The organism is Roseateles sp. GW821-FHT09H10 (assembly GCF_059415865.1).
The window spans coordinates 1,256,046-1,275,713 of record NZ_JBWKOB010000001.1; the positions used below are offsets into that span (position 1 = coordinate 1,256,046).

At 69.8% G+C, this 19,668-nt stretch carries 21 protein-coding genes; 6 read left to right on the forward strand and 15 right to left on the reverse strand.

The window, feature by feature from the left end:
* Window positions 1–28: 28 nt before the first annotated feature.
* Both AC07OY_RS05775 and AC07OY_RS05780 read left to right on the forward strand, forming a co-directional pair.
* Window positions 29–397 carry a hypothetical protein gene (locus tag AC07OY_RS05775; protein ID WP_495041559.1) on the forward strand — a complete coding sequence of 123 codons (369 nt, stop codon included), beginning with the start codon at window positions 29–31 and terminating at the stop codon, window positions 395–397.
* Between the two features lie 120 nt (window positions 398–517).
* Window positions 518–2,704, forward strand: a complete 2,187-nt coding sequence (locus tag AC07OY_RS05780) for a S46 family peptidase (RefSeq protein ID WP_495041560.1) — start codon at window positions 518–520, stop codon at window positions 2,702–2,704.
* Window positions 2,705–2,756: 52 nt separating this feature from the next.
* Here the strand turns inward: AC07OY_RS05780 and AC07OY_RS05785 are convergent, their stop codons facing one another.
* Window positions 2,757–3,326, reverse strand: coding sequence for a YceI family protein (locus AC07OY_RS05785; protein ID WP_495041561.1), 570 nt, complete (start codon window positions 3,324–3,326; stop codon window positions 2,757–2,759).
* Between the two features lie 106 nt (window positions 3,327–3,432).
* Here AC07OY_RS05785 and AC07OY_RS05790 point away from each other — a divergent pair, with 106 nt between their 5' ends.
* Window positions 3,433–4,755: a hypothetical protein gene (locus tag AC07OY_RS05790; protein ID WP_495041562.1), complete on the forward strand. Its 1,323-nt coding sequence runs from the start codon at window positions 3,433–3,435 to the stop codon at window positions 4,753–4,755.
* On the opposite strand, the gene AC07OY_RS05795 is transcribed toward AC07OY_RS05790, so the two are convergent.
* Window positions 4,752–5,903, reverse strand: coding sequence for a serine hydrolase domain-containing protein (locus AC07OY_RS05795; protein ID WP_495041563.1), 1,152 nt, complete (start codon window positions 5,901–5,903; stop codon window positions 4,752–4,754). The two genes, AC07OY_RS05790 and AC07OY_RS05795, sit on opposite strands and share 4 nt — an antisense overlap.
* A 49-nt stretch (window positions 5,904–5,952) precedes the next feature.
* On the opposite strand from AC07OY_RS05795, the gene AC07OY_RS05800 reads away from it, so the two are divergent.
* Window positions 5,953–6,483 (forward strand): GNAT family N-acetyltransferase, encoded by a 531-nt coding sequence (locus AC07OY_RS05800; protein WP_495041564.1) that lies wholly within the window; start codon window positions 5,953–5,955, stop codon window positions 6,481–6,483.
* Here AC07OY_RS05800 and AC07OY_RS05805 read toward each other — a convergent pair.
* Complete coding sequence (locus AC07OY_RS05805) at window positions 6,480–7,340, reverse strand: DUF2785 domain-containing protein (RefSeq protein WP_495041565.1); 861 nt, start codon at window positions 7,338–7,340, stop codon at window positions 6,480–6,482. The two genes, AC07OY_RS05800 and AC07OY_RS05805, sit on opposite strands and share 4 nt — an antisense overlap.
* Window positions 7,341–7,426: 86 nt before the next feature.
* Between AC07OY_RS05805 and AC07OY_RS05810 the strand changes: the two genes are divergently transcribed.
* Entirely contained in the window at window positions 7,427–7,819 is a 393-nt protein-coding gene (locus AC07OY_RS05810; protein ID WP_495041566.1) for a nuclear transport factor 2 family protein, read from the forward strand.
* 131 nt (window positions 7,820–7,950) lie between these two features.
* Here AC07OY_RS05810 and AC07OY_RS05815 read toward each other — a convergent pair whose 3' ends face one another.
* The 4 genes from AC07OY_RS05815 to AC07OY_RS05830 form a co-directional block, all read right to left on the reverse strand.
* The gene (locus tag AC07OY_RS05815; RefSeq protein ID WP_495041567.1) at window positions 7,951–9,105 is read right to left on the reverse strand and encodes an alpha-hydroxy acid oxidase; all 1,155 of its coding nucleotides are present in this window, start codon (window positions 9,103–9,105) and stop codon (window positions 7,951–7,953) included.
* Window positions 9,106–9,202: 97 nt separating this feature from the next.
* Window positions 9,203–10,147 (reverse strand): heme-binding protein, encoded by a 945-nt coding sequence (locus AC07OY_RS05820; RefSeq protein WP_495041568.1) that lies wholly within the window; start codon window positions 10,145–10,147, stop codon window positions 9,203–9,205.
* A 136-nt stretch (window positions 10,148–10,283) separates the two neighbouring features.
* Window positions 10,284–11,066: a tetratricopeptide repeat protein gene (locus AC07OY_RS05825; RefSeq protein ID WP_495041569.1), complete on the reverse strand. Its 783-nt coding sequence runs from the start codon at window positions 11,064–11,066 to the stop codon at window positions 10,284–10,286.
* 160 nt (window positions 11,067–11,226) lie between these two features.
* The gene (locus AC07OY_RS05830) at window positions 11,227–11,934 is read right to left on the reverse strand and encodes a tetratricopeptide repeat protein (RefSeq protein WP_495041570.1); all 708 of its coding nucleotides are present in this window, start codon (window positions 11,932–11,934) and stop codon (window positions 11,227–11,229) included.
* 274 nt (window positions 11,935–12,208) lie between these two features.
* Here AC07OY_RS05830 and AC07OY_RS05835 point away from each other — a divergent pair, with 274 nt between their 5' ends.
* Window positions 12,209–12,565 carry an MmcQ/YjbR family DNA-binding protein gene (locus AC07OY_RS05835; protein ID WP_495041571.1) on the forward strand — a complete coding sequence of 119 codons (357 nt, stop codon included), beginning with the start codon at window positions 12,209–12,211 and terminating at the stop codon, window positions 12,563–12,565.
* Window positions 12,566–12,716: 151 nt separating this feature from the next.
* Here the strand turns inward: AC07OY_RS05835 and AC07OY_RS05840 are convergent, their stop codons facing one another.
* The 8 genes from AC07OY_RS05840 to AC07OY_RS05875 all read right to left on the reverse strand — a co-directional run bounded on the left by AC07OY_RS05840 (window position 12,717) and on the right by AC07OY_RS05875 (window position 19,662).
* Window positions 12,717–13,724, reverse strand: coding sequence for a hypothetical protein (locus AC07OY_RS05840; protein WP_495041572.1), 1,008 nt, complete (start codon window positions 13,722–13,724; stop codon window positions 12,717–12,719).
* A gap of 128 nt (window positions 13,725–13,852) precedes the next feature.
* Window positions 13,853–14,185: a hypothetical protein gene (locus tag AC07OY_RS05845; protein WP_495041573.1), complete on the reverse strand. Its 333-nt coding sequence runs from the start codon at window positions 14,183–14,185 to the stop codon at window positions 13,853–13,855.
* The gene (locus tag AC07OY_RS05850; protein ID WP_495041574.1) at window positions 14,182–14,745 is read right to left on the reverse strand and encodes an RNA polymerase sigma factor; all 564 of its coding nucleotides are present in this window, start codon (window positions 14,743–14,745) and stop codon (window positions 14,182–14,184) included. Before AC07OY_RS05850 ends, AC07OY_RS05845 begins: the two co-directional genes overlap by 4 nt.
* Window positions 14,742–15,152: a DUF6249 domain-containing protein gene (locus AC07OY_RS05855; RefSeq protein WP_495041575.1), complete on the reverse strand. Its 411-nt coding sequence runs from the start codon at window positions 15,150–15,152 to the stop codon at window positions 14,742–14,744. The genes AC07OY_RS05850 and AC07OY_RS05855 overlap by 4 nt, the downstream gene beginning before the upstream one ends.
* Before the next feature lie 244 nt (window positions 15,153–15,396).
* Window positions 15,397–16,038: a CAP domain-containing protein gene (locus tag AC07OY_RS05860; protein ID WP_495041576.1), complete on the reverse strand. Its 642-nt coding sequence runs from the start codon at window positions 16,036–16,038 to the stop codon at window positions 15,397–15,399.
* Between the two features lie 124 nt (window positions 16,039–16,162).
* The gene (locus AC07OY_RS05865; RefSeq protein WP_495041577.1) at window positions 16,163–16,540 is read right to left on the reverse strand and encodes a VOC family protein; all 378 of its coding nucleotides are present in this window, start codon (window positions 16,538–16,540) and stop codon (window positions 16,163–16,165) included.
* A 172-nt stretch (window positions 16,541–16,712) separates the two neighbouring features.
* Window positions 16,713–19,037 carry an ATP-dependent DNA helicase gene (locus tag AC07OY_RS05870; RefSeq protein ID WP_495041578.1) on the reverse strand — a complete coding sequence of 775 codons (2,325 nt, stop codon included), beginning with the start codon at window positions 19,035–19,037 and terminating at the stop codon, window positions 16,713–16,715.
* 4 nt (window positions 19,038–19,041) lie between these two features.
* A complete protein-coding gene (locus tag AC07OY_RS05875) occupies window positions 19,042–19,662 on the reverse strand; it encodes a methyltransferase domain-containing protein (protein ID WP_495041579.1) in 621 nt (206 codons plus the stop codon).
* Between the last annotated feature and the right edge of the window lie 6 nt (window positions 19,663–19,668).

The window sequence follows — 19,668 nt, forward strand, 5'->3', positions numbered from 1 at the left end:
ACACGCCAGAAGTCCGCCGAGGCCCGCCATGCTCATCCCGCTGCACCTGATCCCGATTCCCGCCGACGAACCCCGCGGCGCGGGCGATCCCGGTCACGCCTGGAGCGGCCTGAAGATCGCCCAGGGCGTCAATCTGGGCGACATCCGCGCCCTCGGCCTGACCAGCGCCGGCACCACCAGCGGCCCGGTCCGCAGCCGCGACCTGCTGCGCTTCGGCCAGCTGATGAACGACGCCGGCCTGGTCATCAACCCGACGCGCATGCTCTACGACCGCCAGTACGCCTATGAGCGCCTGGCCGACGGCCATGCCAGCGACCACCCCGGTCTGCGCGACCTGGCTTTGGACCTCTTCGAGGCCTACCAGGCCGCGGGTGAGTGGATCGGCATGACCCACTAAGGGTCTTTTCCGTCCCCTGATCACGGGGCTTTCCCCAGCCCGAAGTCTGGCTTTCCTCACCCCGGGCAAGCGCCCGTCGCGGGTTACCCTCGCGGTTTCGTCTTCTTGCCGAACCGCTCCATGACCCGTCATTCCCTCTCGCTGCTGGCCCTGGCCGTGCTGGCCGCCACCGCTGCCCATGCCGACGAAGGCATGTGGATGCCCAAGCAACTGCCGCAGATCGCCAAGCCCCTGAAGGCCGGCGGCCTGGCCCTGGATCCGGCCAAGCTCAACGACCTGACCGCCTTCCCGATGGGCGCCGTCGTCTCCCTGGGCGGCTGCACGGCCAGCTTCGTGTCGCCCCAGGGCCTGACGGTCACCAACCACCACTGCGCCTACGGCAGCATCCAGTACAACTCCAAGCCGGACCGCGACCTGCTGAAGAACGGCTTCTACGCCCAGACCCTGGCCGATGAGCTGCCCGCCGCGCCCGGCAGCCGCATCCTGGTCACCGTCGACATGAAGGACGTGTCGGCCGAGATCCTCAACGCCGACACGCTGAAGCTGACCGGCAAGGCGCGCACCGACGCCATCGAGAACACGCAGAAGAAGCTGGTCGCCGCCTGCGAGGCCGACGCCGGCCACCGCTGCAATGTCTACGCCTTCTACGGCGGCCTGCAGTACCAGCTGATCAAGCAGCTCGAGATCCGCGACGTGCGCCTGGTACATGCGCCGGCCACCGGCGTGGGCCTGTTCGGCGGCGACGCCGACAACTGGATCTGGCCGCGCCACACCGGCGACTACAGCTTCTACCGCGCCTATGTCGGCCCGGACGGCAAGCCGGCCGACTTCAGCAAGGACAACAAGCCCTACCAGCCCAAGCACCACCTGAAGGTCGCCTCGCCGACGGCGAGCCCGCTGAATGAAGGCGACTTCGTCATGGTGGCCGGCTACCCGGGCCACACCGACCGTCACCGCCTGCCGCGCGAAGTGGACTTCGCCTTCGGCTGGCAGCACCCCATGCAGATCAAGACCATGGGCGAGGCCATCGACATCATCAAGGCCGAGACGGCGAACCGCCGGGATGCCGAGATCAAGATGGCCAACCGCATGCAGGGCCTGCAGAACTACTTCAAGAACCTGCAGGGCCAGCAGCAGAGCTATGACGGCGGCGACATCCTGGCCCGCAAGACGGCCGGCTTCGACGCCGTGAAGACCTGGGTCAAGGCCGACGCCAAGCGCAACGCCCGCTACGGCGCCGACATCACCGCCACCGAGGCCCTGCTGGCCGAGCGCGAGGCCACCACGCGCAACGAGCTGCTGCTGGGCTTCAGCTCGCCGTCGCTGCTGCAGGCCGCGCGCCAGCTTTACGAGGCCGCCGTGCAGCGCGCCAAGCCCGACGCCGAGCGCAAGAGCGGCTACCAGGACCGCGACGCCTCGCGCATCAAGGCCAACCAGGAGCGCCTGGACCGCCGCTACGACGAGCAGACCGACAAGAAGAGCGCCGCCCACTTCCTGTCCCAGTACCTGGCCCAGCCGGCCGGCACGCTGAACGCCGCCTGGCTGAACGCCCTGGGCCTGAAGGCCGGCATGGACGAGGCGGCGGTGCGCGCCAAGCTGGACGCCCTCTACGCCGGCTCCAAGCTGAACGACCAGGCCACCCGCCTGGCCTGGCTGTCCAAGGACGTGGCCGCCTTCAAGGCCAGCGACGACGCCTTCATCAAGGCCGCCGTGGCCCTGTATGACGACGACCAGCAGCGCGAGAGCCGCGACAAGGAGCTGGGTGGCAAGCTGCAGCAGGCCTATGCCGGCACCATGCAGGCCGTCATCGACTTCAATGCCGCCCAGGGCCGCGCCGTCTATCCGGATGCCAACAACACGCTGCGCATCAGCTTCGGCAAGGTGCAGGGCCGCAACCCTGGCAACGACGGCAACACCTGGTCTGCCTTCACGACGCTGCGCGGCATCCAGGCCAAGCACAAGGGGCCGGTCGAAGCCGGTGGCGAGTTCAACGCGCCCGCCGAGCAGCTGGCCGCGATCAAGGCCCGCAACTTCGGCCCCTATGGCGTGAAGGCCCTGGACTCCGTGCCGGTGAACTTCCTGGCCACGCTGGACACCACCGGCGGCAACTCCGGCAGCCCGGTGCTGAACAAGAAGGCCGAGCTCGTCGGCCTGCTGTTCGACGGCACGCTGGACGCCGTCATCTCCGACTGGGACTTCAACCCCAAGATGGTCCGCAGCATCTGCGTGGATTCGCGCTACATGCTGTGGCAGATGAGCACCGTCGACAAGACGACGCGCCTGCTGGACGAGATGGGCGTCAAGTAAGCCCTCGCGCCCCATGCAAAACCGGCCCCGCGGGGCCGGTTTTTCTTTGGCTTCACTCCTTCGCCAGAGCTTCCACCTGGATGCGCAGGTTCACGTCCATCTTGAAGCCCCAGTCCTTGCCGGCACCCAGGCCGAAGTCCTCGCGGTTGAAGCTGCCGCTGGCGTCGGCGCCGCAGAGTTCGCGCTTGAACAGCGGGTGGGGGACGCACTTGAGCTGGTGGATGGCCAGCGTCATCGGCTTGGTGTGGCCGTTCAGCGTCAGCTCGCCGACCAGCTTGCCCGGCACGCCCCCATTGGCGCCTTCGAAGCGGCCCTTGAAGCTGGCGCTGGGGTTCTTCTCGACGTTGAAGAAATCCTTGCCCTTGGCCCAGGCATTCATCGCGTCCAGGCCAAAGTCGATGCTGGCCAGATCCATCTGCATGTCCACGCTGCCGCTGCCATTGGCCTTGTCGTAGACGACGGTGCCGGCGTTCTTGTTCAGCTTGCCGCGCCACACCGACAGGCCCATGTGGTCGGCCTCGAAGCTGGGGTAGGTGTGGGTCGGGTCGACGACATAGGTGATCGGCGCGGCCTGGGCGAGCGACGCGCAGAGCAGGGCGGGGATCAGCAGCAGTCGGGTCATCGGAGTCTCCTGGGATGGGTGTGAAGTGGATGAGAGGCGCTTGCCTGACACTATGACGAAGCGGGGCGCACGATTTCGACAGCAGCCCGCAAATTTCTCTGCCCCCATGATCGCCCGACTCTCCATCGCCCTGCTGACCCTGGCCCTGGCCGCCTGCGCGCCGCTCAAGCCCCAGCCCGGACCCGACAAGCGCTACAGCGCCGCCGAACTGCTGGCCCTGCGCCCGGGCGACTTCAGCTGGCCGGCCACGTCGACCGACGGTGAACGTGCCTTGCGCGAGGCCGTGCTGGCCGACATCCGCGCCCGCATCGCGCTGCCGCCCGGCCCCGAGCGCGACGCGGCGCTGCCGCGCCTCTTCGACCTGGTCGCGCAATACAACCTCGAGGCCGCCGCCGCCAAGCCCCTGCTGCTGGACGCGCTGCCGACGCTGGCCAGCCGCGACCCCAACCATCAGCGTGCGCTGCTGACCGCGGCGCGCGCGCTGTACACGGGCGACGCCGCCGTGCAAGCGGCCCTGCAACCCCTGCTCACGCAGCTGACGTTGAGCCGGCCCTTCGCCATCGCGGCCTACACGCTGAAAGCCGCCAATCCGGGCTACGCCGAGTTCATCCGCGACCTCGTGCCGCGCCAGTTCCCGCAATGGCGCGACGATGCGCGGCTGGTCGCGCTGATGGACGAGGTGGCCACCACGCGCCCCGCCCAGCCGCCGCTGGCCGAGCTGCTGGCCGCACCGCTGCGCCCGGGCTTCCCGGTCCTCTACAGCCTGCAGCGCCCCGGCCGTGGCGACATGGGCCTGGTGCTGGTTCGCGCCGCCGACGGCCGCTTCGTGCGCGATGCGCGCGGCCAGCTCTTCGCTCAGCCCCAGCTGGCCCTGTCGCGCAGCGGCCTGCCCGGCACCATCACCAATGGCAACACGCCGCAAGGCGTCTTCACTGTCGTCGGTGCCGGCACGGCCACCAATCCCAATATCGGCCCCGTGCCCTATCTGCACAGCAAGCTGCCCATCGAGGCGACAACTGCCGAGTTCGAGCATGTCGACAACTTGCCCACCGCTTGGAGCGAGGCCGTCTACGAGAGCTTCCTGCCACCCAGTTGGCGCGGCTTTCCGGCGATCAAGGAGGCTTGGCTGGCCGGCCGCGCGGGACGCGACGAGCTGCTCGTCCACGGCACGACCATCAACCCCGCCTACTACGCCGGCACCAGCTATTTCCCCGGCACGCCGCAGCAGGGCTGCATGATCTCCAACGAGGACTGGGACCCGTCCAGCGGCCGCCTGCTGGCCAGCCGCCAGCTCACGCTGGCGCAGACTTATGCCGCCGCCGGCGCGCGGGCCGACCTGGCGGGCTATCTGGTCGTCGTCGAGGTGACGGGGACGGGCCCTGTCACGGCGGCAGAGGCACAGGCACTCGTGACGACGGCGGGCCGCTAGCGCACGAAGGCCATCGTGCCGTACTCCCAGTCCCAGGGCACGCCGGTCTCGCCGAGGATGAACTTCACCAGCTGAGGAAAGGCCCGCTCGGCGCGCACGTCGTTGGCCAGGATGACGACGCAGCGCCGGCTGGCCTTGACGCAGACCCAGGTGTTGCCGGTGCTGTCGTCGTGGCCGCCCTTGTAGAAGCCCGCGCCTTGCGGCCCCGTGAAGGCGATGACGCCGAGGCCTGCGGCGAGATCGGCACGGCGTTTGGCCGGCGGCAGCTCGGGCTGCAGCGTCGGGAACTGCGAGGCCGTCGTGATGGGCAAATGCGGGGCGGTCAGCGCCGCGGCGGCTTCCGGTGACAGCCCGACGCCCTTCACATAGCCGGCCGCCATGCGCGCCATGTCGGCGATGGTCGTGTCCATGGAGCCGGCCACGCGCACACGGCTGCGCTCGTCATGCGGCACGGCCTTGCCGTCGAGGGTCCAGCCGTCGGCGAGATTGGGCCGGAAGTCGGGCCGCCACATCATGGCGGTGCGCTTCATGCCGAAGCGGTCGAAGACGCGGCGCTGGATCTCCGCGCCCATGTCCAGGCCCAGGCCGCGCTCCAGCACGAACTGCAGCAGGATCAGCCCTTCACCCGAATAGGCATAGCGCGTGCCGGGGGCGAAATGCATGCGCAGGCGGCGGTCGGGCTCCAGGAAGGCGAAATTGCCGAAGCCGCTGCTGTGCGTCAACAGCATGCGCGGCGTCAGGTTGCGCCAGCGCTCGTCGCCGGCGAGGTGCTGCCAGGGGCCGTATTTGCCGTCGCGCGGGTAGTCGGGCAGGGGCTTGTCGAGGTAGGCGGCAATCGGCCGGTCCAGGTCCAGCTGGCGGCCGTCCACGAGCTGCATGACGGCGAAGCCGAAGACGGCCTTGGTCAGCGAGGCGCCGTACATGACGGTGTCGGTCAGCAGCGGCTCGCCGGCCGCATTGCGCTTGCCGTAGGCGGCCACATGCACGACCTGGCCGTCGCCGACGACGGCCAGCGCCAGGCCCTGGGCCTGGGTGGCGGCCATCAGCCGGGCGGCCTCGGCGTCGATGGCGGCGCTGTCGGGAATGTCGGCGGCCGCCGCCAGCAGGGGCAGGGCGGCGAGCCATCCAAGGAAGCGGTTCAGATGCATGGGGCGACCTCCGGGCCGAGAGCCTAACGGCTGTTCAAATGCGCCGGCCATGCCTTTGCTTCAACTCATTGCCCCCACCCTCGACGTCGCCGACGAACTGCTGCGCTTCGAGGCCGACAACCGTGCCTTCTTCGAGGCCCGCATCAACTGGCGGCCGGCCACCTACTATTCGCCGGAGGCCGTGCGCGCCGCCATCGCGCTGGCCGAGCGCGAGGCCGCGGAGGACAAGGGCTACCAGTTCCTGGTGCGCAACGAGGCCGGCGAGCTGGTCGGGCGCGTCAACCTGGTGGGCGTGAAGCGCAGCCACTTCCAGATGTGCGAGCTGGGCTACCGCATGGCCGAAGCCGCCTGCGGCCGAGGCTATGCGAGCGAGGCCGTGCGCCTGGTGCTGGACAAGGCCTTCAGCGAACTGCGCCTGGCACGCGTGGAGGCAGTGGCACGGGTCGGCAACGAGGGCTCGATCAAGGTGCTGCAGCGCAACGGCTTTCGCGAGTTCGGCCGCTCGCTGCGCAGCTTCGAGCTGGGCGGCGTCTGGCACGACCGCCTGCATTTCGAGCGCCACGCGGACGCTGAGCGCTAGGGCAGACGGCGCAGTGTTTTCTGCAGTGGCACGACCAGCTTGTCTCGCTGCCCAGCGTCGGTCACGTCCAGTGCACCGGCCAGCAGAGGCCACAGGAATTCGCGCAGATTGTGCAGGTCCGTGAAGGCGGTCTCGTCCCAGGCCTGGGCGGCCTTCAGCGGCTGCAGCAGCCGGTCCAGCCAGGCCTGCAGCGCGGCTTCCTCCGGCTTGAGCCGGAGCTGCAGTTGCAGCGCTGCTCGCGCCAGGCGGTTGCCCTCGCCGTAGCGATAGGCATGCCTGTGGTCGGCCAGCACCTGGCTGCTGACGGCGTCCAGCAGTGCCTGGCGCTGGGCGGGGCTGAGGGCCTCGTTCATGCCGAGTTGCAGGGCCAGATCGGCGCCATGGGCCACGCCGTGGCGCCAGCCCTCGCCGGAGATGAGGCCACGGTAGTCGCGCACGCCGGTCAGGAAGCGCGCCGCGCGGTCCACCAGCTCGGCGCGTTGCTCGGGACTCATGAAGGGCTTGAGCCGGTCGGCCCGCGCCACCTCGGCCAGGGTCAGCACCGCAAAGGGCTGGTGCACACCGGCCGCGTCGGGCTTGGCGTCGAGCACGGCCACCAGGTCGGCCCGCAGCCGCTGCAGCGTGGGCGCCTCCAGCTTGCCCGAACGCGCCCAGGCCGCGATCTGTTCAAAGGCGATGTCGTCGCGCAGCTGCGGGTCGAGGTGGGCGAGGCAGGGCAGCAGGGCGATGGCCTGCTGCTGGATGCGAACCGGGTCGGCCTCGGTCTTCAGGTTGGCGGGCGGCGCGCAGGTCTGGGCGGCGGCCGCCAGGCTCAGCGTGGACAGGGCGAAGGCGATGCAGGCGGCGACGGGCTTCATGGGGGCACAGTAGCGCATGGCCGGGCGCGCCAGCGAAAAGTCATCGCGCCAGCGAAAAGTCATCGCGGCTGACGACAATGCGCCGCATGGAAGACGACGCTCTGCTGGAGACGCTGCGGCGCCTCGAAACCGACCTGCACCATCCTGGCCTACGTTTGGACGCCGCGCGCCTGCAAGTCCTGCTGCATGCGGACTTCCACGAGGTCGGGCGTTCGGGCCGGGCCTATGACAGGCCGACCGTCCTGCGCTTTCTGGTTGAGCAGGGGGGCAGCGCCGAAGGCCCGGCAAGCGTGGTGCCAGATCAGTTTGCGGTGCGCCTCCTCGGACCTGCTGCTGCCTTGCTGACTTATCGCGCCGCACATCGTCTGCCCGACGGATCGTTGACGCGGCACACGCTGCGCTCGTCGATCTGGGTGAACGAGGGCGGGGCCTGGCAGATGCTCTATCACCAGGGCACGGCGGCCGAGACACCGTGGTGAAGTTCAGTACGCGGGCCGAGCGCCGGGCCGTTCCCTAGCCGGCCCGCACCGGCGATGTGCGTGACGGTCGATCCGGCACGCATCGCCGTCCCCTCGGGGGACCGGCCAAGGTACTCCTTGGACGAGGGGCTTCAGGCGATCGGGTAGGTCCCGGGCACCAGGATGTCGCGCGTGACGTTCGCCAACTGCGTGTGGCCGCAGAAGGCCATGGTCACGTCCAGCTCCTTGTGCAGGATGGCCAGCGCCTTGGCCACGCCTTCCTCGCCCATGGCGCCCAGGCCATAGGCCATGGCGCGGCCGATCATGGTGCCCCGCGCTCCGAGAGCCCAGGCCTTGAGCACGTCCTGGCCGGAGCGGATGCCGCCGTCCATCCAGACTTCGAGCTGCGAGCCCACCTCGGCTGCAATGGCCGGCAGCGCGTGGATGCTGCTCGGCGCGCCGTCGAGCTGGCGGCCACCGTGGTTGCTGACGACGATGGCGTCGGCGCCCGCCTGCACGGCCAGCTTGGCGTCCTCGACGTCCATGATGCCCTTGAGGATGAGCTTGCCGCCCCATTGGGCCTTGACCCAGGCGATGTCAGCCCAGGACAGGCGGGGGTCGAACTGCTCGTTGGTCCAGGCCGACAGGGAGCGCATGTCGCTGACGCCCTTCACATGGCCGACGAGGTTGCGGAAGGTGTGGCGTTTCGTGCCCAGCATGCCCAGGCACCAGCGTGGCTTGGTGGCCAGGTTGAGGATATTGGCCAGCGTCGGCCGCGGCGGCGCGGTGAGGCCGTTCTTCAGGTCCTTGTGGCGCTGGCCGATGACCTGCAGGTCCAGCGTCAGCACCAGGGCCGAACACTTCGCCGCCTTGCAGCGCTGGATCATGCGCGCCATCGCGTCGCGATCGCGCATCATGTAGAGCTGGAACCAGAAGGGCGCCGAGGTGTGCTCGGCGATGTCCTCGATGGAGCAGATGCTCATCGTGCTCAGCGTGAAGGGGATGCCGAACTTCTCGGCCGCCCGCGCCGCATGGATCTCGCCGTCGGCGTGCTGCATGCCGGTCAGGCCGACGGGCGCGATGGCCACCGGCATCTTGGCGTCCTGGCCCACCATCTTCACGGCCGTGCTGCGGCCTTCCATGTTGACCGCCACGCGCTGGCGCAGCTTGATGGCCTGGAAGTCGCTCTCGTTGGCGCGGTAGGTGGTCTCCGTCCAGGAGCCGGAATCGGCGTAGTCGTAGAACATGCGCGGCACGCGCTTCTGGGCGAGCTGGCGCAGGTCTTCGATGCAGGTGATGACGGGCATGGCGCGAGGCAGGGCGGATGGATGCAGCCCTGGATTCTGCGGCGCTCCGCGGCCGCCAGTTCTCAGCGCGATGAGTTTTTGCGCCGCTCGGCGCGCGCTACTGCTTGATGAGCGTCGCGACGCTCCAGTGCGGCCAGCTCAGGGTGTTGAAGTCCAGGATCACGCGCTGGCTGTACTGCAGCTGGAGCTTCTTCTCGCCGTTGATCACGATGTCCTGGATCCAGAAGGTGGCATCCACCTGTACGGAGTTCGCGTTCGTCAGCAGGAAATCGATATTGCCGTTGCCACCGCCGGCCGAGGGCGGCTTCAGGGCCATGGTGGAGACGCGCAGCATCGTCGTCGACAGGATGGTCTTGCCGGCCTGGGCGGCCTGCAGCGCGGAGTTCGGGTTGTCGACCATGTCCTGCGTCACGTTGGGGATGTCGGCCGCCGCGGTGCGAAACAGCGAGGGCGTGCCCAGCTGCTCCTCGGGGAAATCGAACTCCTGGACGGTGTCCTCGAGTTGGCGGAAGGGCCGGATGCTGGCGAAAGGAAACTGCGGCGGCCCCTTGCGCGTGCGGGCAATGCCCTGCGCGACGAAGGCCGTGCCATGGGGGACATTGCCCAGCCGCGCCACCGTCGGAGGATTCGCGGGGTTGCTGGTGGCCGGGATGTTGAGCCAGAGGCCAGGCTCGATATGGATGCCAAGCGGCTTGCCGCCCTCCTTGACATGGGCATCCTTGACCAGCTGCAGATAGGTCATGCCGTGCAGGCTGATGTCCTGCTGCAGCAGGCCACGGTTGGGAATCTCGCCCGCGATCTCGACGAACTGCAGTTCCTCTATCGTTTCATTGAGCTGCAGGAAATGGGTCGGGGTGCCCTGGCGAGGGCGCCAGATCTGGTTGAAGCCCGAGCCCTTCCAGGTGCCGACCAGTGGCGCCAGCCCACCCAGCAGGCTGAGCTGCGGCGGCTTGGGCTTGGGCTCGACCTTGATGCGGCCCGTCACCGGGCCGATCGTGAAGTCGCCCTGGTCCAGCGACTTGATGTTCTTGATGGTGGCCATCCGCGCTCCCTGTTCGCCTTCTTCGCTGCGCCGAAGAAGTTCGTTAGCGAAACGGAAGTTAGGGGCGGTCCGGCCGGCCTGTCATCCTCAAGCTTGAGGCGCGGGATTTTTCACCGAGGAAGGCGCTGGCGGTGGCTCAGAAGTTGACCGTCGTCGGACCGGCGTCGCGCTTGGGCATGCGCACATAGTGGGCCAGCGTGCCGGCCATGGCCGCCATGACACCGGCAGCCAGATGACTCGCCTTGCGCCAGCCGCGCGGCTTGGCCCGCGCCTCGCGGCGCAGCTCGCGCTGGGCCACGGCCTGCACGAGGGCGATCTCCTGCTGGCGCTCCTGGACCAGGAAGATGAGGCGGTCGGGATCGGCAAAGCGCTGGGCCAGCGTGCTGACGACCTTCAATTCGCGGGTGCGGATCCGCACGCCCTGGGCGCGCAGCGTGCAGCCCAGCGTGCGGCTGCGCAGATACAGGGCCTTGGCGGCCAGGCGGTCGGGCAGGCAGCCCACGCCGGCGTAGAGGCAGTTGGCCAGATTGAAGCAGGCCTCGGGGTGGCCCATGGCCGCCGCCGACACATAGGCCGCCACACCGCGCGCCTCGTCGGCCGGGCCGCCGCTGCCCGTCATCAGCACCCGGCCGAAGTGGAAGCGGCCGATGGCGCTGCCGCGCGTCGCCGCCATCTCCAGCAGGCCGCGGGCCTGCGCCGTGTCGGCCGGCAGGCCCAGGCCCTCCAGCTGGCAAAGGCCCAGCATGGCGAGGCCGTCGGCGTCGCCGCCATCCGCCGCCGCGCGGAACCAGCCCACGGCGCGCGTGTAGTCGGGTGGCGTGGCCTCGAACAGGGCCATGCCATGGTCCAAGGGGTTGATGGCCGTGGCGTCAAAGCTCGCGGCAGGGGGTGGGGCAAGGCCCGGATCTCGGGAGTTCATCCAACGACAACCTGGTGATGCGGGCCCGATGGGGCCTCTAATCCCTAGATTGTGGGCAACGGCCGGCCTCGACATCGATTGCAGGACCCGGGTCTTGCAAGGTGTAACTTGTTGGCCGAGCGGAGCGTGAAATATTGCCGGCGCGCCGGCCACCCCGAGGTCAGAAGTCGATCGTCGTCGGGCCCGCGTCGCCGGAGCTCGGCCGCAGGTAGTAGCCCAGGGTGCCGGCCATGGCGGCCACGACCCCGGCGGCCAGCCGCCCGGCGTTGCGCAGGGTGCCGGGGCCGGCATCGGCGCCCGCCTCCTGTGCCGGGTCGCGCGGCGCCGGGGCATAGGCCAGGGCGAGCTGCTGCTGGCGCTCCTGCACGAGGAAGAACATGCGGCTCGGGTCGGCGAAACGCTCGGCCAGCACGCGCACCGCCTTCAGCTCGCTGCGCTTGACCTGCACGCCTTGCGGGCGCAGGCTGCAGCCAAGGGCACGGGCGCGCAGGTAGAGGGATTTGGCGGCGAGGCGATCCGGAATGCAGCCGACGCCGGCGAACAGGCAGTTGGCCAGATTGAAGGTGGCCTCGGCATGGCCCATGGCGGCCGCGGCCACATAGGCCGTCAGGCCCGCGCCTTCATCGGCTTCGCCGCCCCGGCCGGTCATCAGCACGCGGCCCAGCTGGAAGCGCCCGAGGGCGCTGCGGCGTGCGGCGGCCTGCTTCAGCAGCGCACGCGCTTGCACCGGATCCGCCGGCATGCCCAGGCCCTCCAGCTGGCACAGCCCGAGCATGGCCAGGCCGTCGCCGCTGCCTGCGTCCGCGGCGGCGCGAAAGCAGCGCACGGCCGATTCATAGTTCGGCGGCGTGGCATGGAAGAGTTCCATGCCCTTCTGCAAGGCGGTGACGGGCGGCGCTTTGATCGGGCTGGGGCCCAGGTCTTGGAGGAGCATCCGGCAGGCGAGGTGACGAAGGCGGCGACGGCCGCTTCCGGGCGCAAACCCGGTGTGACAAGGTGTATCGCCGCATTGTCGACGGCCTCGCCCGCCGCGCATCCACCCAGCCAGGGGTGGCTCTGCTGCAAATTGCCGCTATTGCGGTTTCAGAGGACGAGAATCGCCCTCCCTCCACCCCGGCCGCCTCGGCGTCGTGCCCTGCACCATGAGTTTTTCCACACTCGCCAAGTACGCCATGGAACTGCCCGGTGCGACGCAAGACGTCAAATGGGGCGCCGATTGGGTCGCCAGCGTTGGCGCCAAGATGTTCTTCGTCGGCGGGCCTCACCCCGACAAATGGACGCATTGCAGCTTCAAGGTTGACGAGCACCGCTTCCTGGAGCTGACCGGCCTGCCCGGCATCAAGCCGGCGCCCTATGCGGCGCGCTATCACTGGGTGGCGGTAGAAGACCCCAAGGCGCTGCCGCTGGCCGAGCTGAAGGCGCTGGTCAAGCGCTCGCATGAGCTGGTGGCGGGCAAGCTGCCCAAGAAGCTCAGGCTGAGCCTCGGCATCGAGGCCTGAGCCGCGGGCGTCAGCGCCGGCCGACCTGCCAGGTGCGGGCCGTCGGCACGATGCGCTCGTCATCGCCGCCTGCCCCAGGGCGCCGGCCGTGGGCGTGTGGCTTCATCATGGCGCCGCATCTTGCCCAGGCGGGGCCGGCAGCCAAGCCGCACTAGCGTGCGCGTGTCGATGCGCTGGCCAGCCCTGTCATGAACGCGTCGAATTCGCCGGAGGTAACCAGGGTTTCGAGCAGCCGCGCGACCGCGCCTGCGACGGCGTCTTCGCCGGCGGCGCAGGCCTCGCCAGGATTGGCGTGGATGGAGACCGCATAGGGCGCCGTCCGGCGGGCCGAGACGCTCAGGCCGGGCCTGGCGTCGAGCCGGATGCCCATCTTCCAGTGCGTGTCCATGTAGTTGGCGAAGGACAGTTCCGTGATGGCGCCGGAAAGCGTGTGCGCCTGGGCGTCCTCGCCGTACAGGCCCGCGATGGCGAGCTCCAGGTTGAGGGCGCGCCGGATGTATTCCTCGTAGGGCAGGAAGTCGGGGTTGGGCAGAGGGCCGCCCATGCGGCAGCGGACGTCGGGCTGGGCAGCGGCGGCCAGCCGGTCGACGCGGATGGAGAAACCCGTGTACTTGCGCAGCGCCGCCTGCACGGTGCTGGAGACGCGATAGCTGTCGGGCAGCAGGCTGTCTCGCGACGGATCGGGCCAGCTGAAGTCGACGGGCGCCAGATCGTCGAAGCGGTCGCCGAACTTGCGCTTGGCCGCCAGCAGCATGCGCACATCGGGCGCGCGCAGGACAGCGGCGCCCAAGCGGTTGCCCGTGATGGTGCCGTAGTAGTAGATGCCCGGCTTGTCGATCTTCAGAGCCTCGGCGTTCACGGTGGCGACCCGCTTGTCATAGGTCGAGAGGCCCGTGATGGCGAAGGAGCTGCCCACATTGACCGCGAAGGCATAGATGTCCTTGCGCCCGCCGAAGGTCATCGACGGACACAGCGAGCATGCGGCGGCGCCGGACAGAGGGATCTTGGAATCCAGCCCCAGCAGCACGATGGCCTGGCTCTTGGACGGCTTCTGGTTGTCGTAGGTCTGGATGCTGGTCGCGCATCCGCCGAGAGCGAGCAGCAAAGAGGCGAGCGCCAGGGCGAGCAGCCGCCGCCCGGCAATTCCGAGACCGATCATCCATTCCTCCCTCGTCGTCCGTGAGGCGCCACGCCGACCTGTGAAATTCTTCTGATGGCCTCCGCGAGAGGCCGCCTGGGGCGCGATTCTCGCCGGTCAGAGCGCCATCGCGGCCGCCCGGAGCAGCCTCACCCCCGACTCCAGCGGCTCGGGATCGACCAGAAGATCAGCAATCCCATCAGCGCCACCGCAGCCACCGCATGGGGCAGGTCCAGCGGCCCGTTTTCGCCCGCCAAAAGCGCCGCCGTCCCACAGGCCGCGATGCTGATGGCCGCCCATTGCGCCCGCCTGGCGCTGCGCGCCCAGCGTCGTTGCTGCGTCGTGACGCCCTTGGGAGCCGCCGCCGCCATCACGCGCAGGCTGAAGCCGTCGTCATCGGGTTCGTCATCGCCCTGCAGCCGGGCCCGCAGCGCGGCGTCGAAAGCGTCGCTGCCGTCGTCGTGGAGATTCGTGGTCGTCATGGCGTGTTCTCCCATGCTTTCAATTGCTCGCGCAGCTTGGCTTTGGCGCGCAGCACCTGCGTCTTGACGGTGCCCAGCGGCCAGCCCAGCACCTGGGCGGCTTCGGCGTGGCTCAGGTCGGCGCCATAGCAGAGCAGCAGCGCGTGGCGCTGGGCCTCGCTCAAGCCGGCCATGGCGCGGTCGAGGTCGATGCGCCAGTCGGCGCCTGGAGCGAAGTCGCTGTCGGAACCCAGCTCGGGCGCTGCGTCGTCGATCAGGGGCAGGGCCGGCCTCTCTGCCGACAGCGCGGAATAGGCCAGCCGCGTCAGCCAGGTGCGAAAGCGCGACTCGCCGCGGAACTTGGGCAGGGCGCGCCAGGCGCGCACGAAGGCTTCCTGTGCAAGGTCGTCGGCGCGGCCCTGGTCGCCGCGGCAGACTCGGCCGAGCAGCTTGCGCAGATAGCCCTGGTGGGCCTGCACGAGGGCGGCGAAGGCCGCGCGATCGCCGGCAGCGGCGCGGGCCACCAGGCGGGCCTCCTGCAAGGCCGCCTCGGCAGGCGCGGCGGGCACGCCGGAGGTCACGGCTGGGACGGTTGCTGCTTGCGCTCGACGGCCCAGTAGATCCCCAGGCCCAGCCCCAGGAAGAGGGGGATCAGGCCGATGCTCCACAGCCAGGTGCCGGGCATCATGGCGTTGAACATGCCCATCAGGCCCAGGCCGAGGCCGACGTTGATGACGGTGGGAATCAGGATGCGATTGGGGTTGGCCTGGTCGCGCCTGGCGCGGTGCCAGTCGCTGTCCTGCACATCGCTGAGCAGCTCGGGCGGGATGGGCTGGCCGGCCCGGGCCAGCTCGCGGATGGTCTCGTGGCGCTGGCGCTCGCTGTGGGCCTTGCCCAGGTAGTGGGCCACGATGGCCACGATGGGAATCAGCAGCGAAAGGATGGGAATCATCAGCGGGCTGACGTCGTGGAAGCTGTCGAAGAACATGGGCGGCTCCGGGGAAACAGGTGAATGGTGCTTCCTTGGAGCGTCCGGGCGAGGCGTTTGGATTCAGCTCAGAAGAAAAAAGATTGCAGGTTCTGCGGCTGATGCATTCGGGCCGAGCGCCGGGCCGCTCCCAAGCCGGCCCGCCATGGCGATGTGCTTGCAGCTCAATGCTGCAAGCATCGCCGTCCCCTCGGGGGACCGACCAGACCGGCCCGCGTTCAGCGCGGCCGGCTGGGCGAGGGGCTCACCGTCCACTGCCGAAATCCTGCGTCCAGTAGGTGCGGTAGGTGGTGTTGGCATTGCCCGCCACGCAGGCGACGCCGATCTCGCGGAAGCCCGGGTTCATCAGGTTGGCGCAATGGCCGTCGCTCTTCATCCAGCCGTCCACCACGATGGCGACGGTGGACTGGCCGGCGGCGATGTTCTCGCCCAGGCTGCTCCAGCTGTAGCCGGCCGCCGTCGCGCGCGTGCCCAGGGTGCTGCCGTTGCTGCCGGTGTGGCTGAAGAAGTTGTTCGCCACCATGTCGTCGCTGTGGGCCACGGCGGCCTGAGTCAGGGCCGCGTTCCACGTCAGCTCACGCGCCGCCGCGAAGGCACCGTTGGCGCCGCAGGTGGCGCCGGCACGGCGATGGGCATTCACGGCCGCCAGCATGTCGGCCTGGAAGTTGGCCAGATTGCAGGTGATGCGGGTGCCGGCGGTGGGAGGCGCGGGCGCCGGCGTGGGTGCAGGGGCCGGCGCAGGCGTCGGTGCGGGAGCAGGCGTCGGAGCAGGCGCGGGAGCGGGGGATGGTGGCGGAGCCGGTGAGTCGGACCCGCCGCCGCAGCCGGTCAATGCCACCACGGTGGCGACAGTCAGGGGCAGCAGGCGCGACGCAGTGAGGGACAAGGGAGAAGAAGGCAAAGGGCAGGGGCTCATGGGCCCGCAGCGTGGCATGCCTTGGCGCGGCCCCGGTTACCGGGTGCAGCCCGTTCGCGACGGGTCGCAACATCCCCACACAAAGAGGGTCGCTTCAGGCCTCGGGCGCGTGGCACACGGCCTCGATGTTGTGCCCGTCCGGGTCGATGACGAAGGCCGCGTAGTAGTTCGCGTGGTACTTGGGCCGCAGGCCCGGTATGCCGTTGTCCCTGGCACCCGCCGCCAGCGCCTCGCGATAGAACTCATCGACCTGCTGGCGTGTCTGCGCCATGAAGGCGAGATGCAGATGGGCCGGTTTCTCCTTCGTCTCGAACAGACACAGGCTGGTGATCTGGCCCTCGATGACGAGCTCGATGCCGTAGCTCGGCTCGCCTTCCGTGCCGGCCGTGACGCCGAGGGGCGCCAGGGCCTGCAGATAGAAGGCCTTGCTGGCGGCGAAGTCGCTGACGCCGAACTTGACGTGGTCAAACATGGAATCAACTCTACCCCTCGCTCAGTCCCGCGCCGCTGAACGCGGGCGTGCCTGATCGGTCCCCCGAGGGCACGGCGATGCTTGCGGCATCGAGCCGCAAGCACATCGCCATGGCGGGCCGGCTCGGGAGCGGCTCAGCGCTCGGCCCGGAATGCGCGCGGATGCGCCGCCGCTACAGCTGCCACCAAGCGGGTAACAAGGCCCGCACTTCCGGCCGGGCATAGCGTTTGTCCAGCAGCCAGACCCAGCCTTTGTCGTCCACCGAGCGCAGCACGCGGCCGGCGGCCTGCACGACCTTCTGCAGGCCGGGTACGAGGTCGGCATAGCCATGGTCGGCGCCGAACAGGGTGTCCAGGCGTTCGCGCACCTGGTCCTGCAGCGGCGACACCGGCGGCAGGCCCAGCGTGGCGATGAAGGCGCCGATGAGGCGGGTGCCGGGCAGGTCCACGCCCTCGGCGAAGGCGCCGCCCAGCACGGCGAAGCCGATGCCGCGGCCGCCCTCGACGAAGCGGTCGAGGAAGGCACGCCGGGCCGTGTCGCCCATGGCACGGCCCTGGCTCCATTGCACGACCTCGGGGTGGCGCAGCGCCAGGCGGGCCGCGGCCTTGTCGAGGTAGTCGAAGCTGCTGAAGAAGGCGAGGTAGTTGCCGGGGTGCTCGGCGAACTGGGCGGCGAGCAGGTCGACCAGCGCGTCCAGCGAGGCCTCGCGGTGCTCGTAGCGAGTGGACAGGCGTTGCGCGACCTGCACGACGAGATGCTCGGGCGGGAAGGGCGCGGGCACGTCGATCCAGGCCGTGTCCTCGGGCATGCCCAGAAGCTGGCGCGGGTAGTCGGGCGGGCCCAGCGTGGCCGAGAACAGCGTGACGCTGTGGCAGCCCTCGAAGCGCTCCTTCAGGAAGAAGCCCGGCACGATATTGCGTACAGACAGCACCACGTCACGCACCTCGCCGGTGTCGACGGGCTCGTCGTCTTCCAGCAGCGACAGGTTCAGCGGCGCATCGGCCAGAAGCACGCGGCCGGCGCTGCGCTGCAGGTCGCACAGGGAGTGGCTGTCGAAGCGGTCCAGCAGGCGCTGCAGGCCGAAGCATTCGAAATAGAACTCCAGCAGCGTGCCCACCTCCAGCGGGTGCTTCTGCACATGCTCGCCCAGGGCGACGTTGACGCGCTGCAGGGCCTCGGCCAACGCGTCGGGCAGGCTGGGCAGGGGCTGGTAGTCCTCGACCTGGTCGCGGCCCAGGCGCGCCAGCTCGCCGGCCAGGCGGCGCAGCGGCGCGCGCAGGCTCATGGGCGCGCTGGCGAGCACCTCGCGCACCCGCGCCAGGCTGAGGCTGACGCTGTACATGTCGCGGGCGCGGTCGATGAGGTTGTGGGCCTCGTCCACCAGCAGGGCCAGCTTCCAGCCCTGGGCCTGCGACAGGCCATAGAGCTGGCCATAGGGGTCGAAGGCGTGGTGGACATCGCCGACGACGACATCGGCCCAGCGCAGCAGCTCCTGGCCGAGGTAGTAGGGGCAGACCTCGTGCTGCAGCGCGATGCGGCGCTGGGCGGCCGGGTCCAGCCAGGCGGTCTGCACGGCCTCGGCGCGGGCGGCGGGCAGCTTGTCGTAGAAGCCGTTGGCCAGCGGGCAGGCATCGCCATGGCAGGCCTTGGTCGGGTACTCGCAGGCCTGCTCCTTGGCCACCAGGGTCAGCACGCGCAGCGACTTCGTTGTCGACACCTCGCGCAGCGCATCCAGGGCTTCCAGCGCGGCGATGCGGCCGGTGCCCTTGCAGGTCATGTAGCCGATCTTGTCCAGCTGCTGCGTGGGCATGGCGCGCAGCAGCGGGTAGAGCGTGCCCAGGGTCTTGCCGATGCCGGTGGGCGCCTGGGCCAGCAGATGGCGGCCGTGGGCGGCGACGCGGTAGACGGCCTCGGCCAGCAGGCGCTGGCCCGGGCGCAGCTCGCCCTTGGGGAAGGGCAGTGCGCTCAGGTCTGCATCGCGCCGGACGCGGTGCTCGGCCTCCTGCCGGGCCCAGGCCTCAAAGGCGTGGCAGCGGGCCTCGAAGGCGGCCTGCAGGGCGGCGGCCGTGACGGTCTCGCGCAGCACGGTCTCGTTCTGGCTGTCGGCGTCCACATAGACCAGGGCCAGCTCCAGCTCGGTCAGCCCGCGGTCGGCGGCGATGAGGGCGCCATAGGTCTCGAGCTGGGCCCAGTGCAGGGCGCGGCGGTTCTCGGGGATGAGGTCGACGGGACCGCGGATGGTCTTGATCTCCTCCAGCCGGTTCACGTCGGCCTCGTAGCCGTCGGCCCGGCCGCGTACGCGCAGGTGGCCGACCTGGGCTTCCAGTGGCAGCTCGATCTCATAGCCCGGCGAACGGCGCGCCAGCACGGCCAGCTGGCCGGCCTGGCCCTCCAGCGCGGTGGCGGACGGCGTGAAGCGGCGGTCCAGGTCGCCGCGCTTGGCGGTGAACTCGCACAGGCTGCGCACCGAGACGCTGTAGCTCCAGGAGGGCGACATGAGGCTAGCCGGGCAGCCGGGTCAGCAGCACGGTCAAGTGGTCGTCATCGGCGCCGCGCGGGTAGGGCGGTTTGCTCCAGGCCCAGCGGTCGGCGCTGAAGAGGGCGCGCATGGCGTTGATGTCGCAGTGGTAGGGCGGGCCTTCCACGCGGCCCTCGGCGGCGCTGGGGCGCAGGGCCTGCTCGAACTGGGCGAACAGCCGGCCACCAGGCCGCAGCCAGGCATGCAACTGCTGCGAGTAGCGCTGCCAATGGTCGGGATGCAGGGCGCACAGGCAGGTGCGCTCGAGGATGGCGCCCACGGGGGCGGGCGGCGCCCAGGCGAGCACGTCGGCCTGCTCCACCTGGGCCAGCGGCGCGGCCAGGCCGGCTTGCGCCAGCCGCTCGCGCGCCAGCGCGACGGCGGCGGGCGTGTAGTCGATGCCGGTGACGGCGATGCCGCGCGCGGCGATCAGCGGCAGGTCGCGGCCGGAGCCGCAGCCGGGCACGAGGACGGGGGCGTCCTTCAGCGTCAGCTGGCCGTCGTCCAGCCAGGCCAGCAGCTCGGGGTCGTCGGCGCCGTCGTCCCAGGGTGTCTGCCGGGTCAGGTAGCGCTGTTGCCAGAAGGGGATGTCGGGTCCGGGCATGAAGGG

Bases quoted from the DNA above. Each gene is read 5' to 3' on its own strand.
- AC07OY_RS05845 (WP_495041573.1), bottom strand. From the start codon at position 14,185: ATGACGACCACGAATCTCCACGACGACGGCAGCGACGCTTTCGACGCC.
- AC07OY_RS05855 (WP_495041575.1), bottom strand. From the start codon at position 15,152: ATGTTCTTCGACAGCTTCCACGACGTCAGCCCGCTGATGATTCCCATC.
- AC07OY_RS05840 (WP_495041572.1), bottom strand. From the start codon at position 13,724: ATGATCGGTCTCGGAATTGCCGGGCGGCGGCTGCTCGCCCTGGCGCTC.
- AC07OY_RS05875 (WP_495041579.1), bottom strand. From the start codon at position 19,662: ATGCCCGGACCCGACATCCCCTTCTGGCAACAGCGCTACCTGACCCGG.
- AC07OY_RS05830 (WP_495041570.1), bottom strand. From the start codon at position 11,934: ATGGAACTCTTCCATGCCACGCCGCCGAACTATGAATCGGCCGTGCGC.
- AC07OY_RS05870 (WP_495041578.1), bottom strand. From the start codon at position 19,037: ATGTCGCCCTCCTGGAGCTACAGCGTCTCGGTGCGCAGCCTGTGCGAG.
- AC07OY_RS05790 (WP_495041562.1), top strand. From the start codon at position 3,433: ATGATCGCCCGACTCTCCATCGCCCTGCTGACCCTGGCCCTGGCCGCC.
- AC07OY_RS05835 (WP_495041571.1), top strand. From the start codon at position 12,209: ATGAGTTTTTCCACACTCGCCAAGTACGCCATGGAACTGCCCGGTGCG.
- AC07OY_RS05820 (WP_495041568.1), bottom strand. From the start codon at position 10,147: ATGGCCACCATCAAGAACATCAAGTCGCTGGACCAGGGCGACTTCACG.
- AC07OY_RS05795 (WP_495041563.1), bottom strand. From the start codon at position 5,903: ATGCATCTGAACCGCTTCCTTGGATGGCTCGCCGCCCTGCCCCTGCTG.
- AC07OY_RS05775 (WP_495041559.1), top strand. From the start codon at position 29: ATGCTCATCCCGCTGCACCTGATCCCGATTCCCGCCGACGAACCCCGC.
- AC07OY_RS05805 (WP_495041565.1), bottom strand. From the start codon at position 7,340: ATGAAGCCCGTCGCCGCCTGCATCGCCTTCGCCCTGTCCACGCTGAGC.
- AC07OY_RS05810 (WP_495041566.1), top strand. From the start codon at position 7,427: ATGGAAGACGACGCTCTGCTGGAGACGCTGCGGCGCCTCGAAACCGAC.
- AC07OY_RS05780 (WP_495041560.1), top strand. From the start codon at position 518: ATGACCCGTCATTCCCTCTCGCTGCTGGCCCTGGCCGTGCTGGCCGCC.
- AC07OY_RS05865 (WP_495041577.1), bottom strand. From the start codon at position 16,540: ATGTTTGACCACGTCAAGTTCGGCGTCAGCGACTTCGCCGCCAGCAAG.
- AC07OY_RS05800 (WP_495041564.1), top strand. From the start codon at position 5,953: ATGCCTTTGCTTCAACTCATTGCCCCCACCCTCGACGTCGCCGACGAA.
- AC07OY_RS05785 (WP_495041561.1), bottom strand. From the start codon at position 3,326: ATGACCCGACTGCTGCTGATCCCCGCCCTGCTCTGCGCGTCGCTCGCC.
- AC07OY_RS05815 (WP_495041567.1), bottom strand. From the start codon at position 9,105: ATGCCCGTCATCACCTGCATCGAAGACCTGCGCCAGCTCGCCCAGAAG.
- AC07OY_RS05825 (WP_495041569.1), bottom strand. From the start codon at position 11,066: ATGAACTCCCGAGATCCGGGCCTTGCCCCACCCCCTGCCGCGAGCTTT.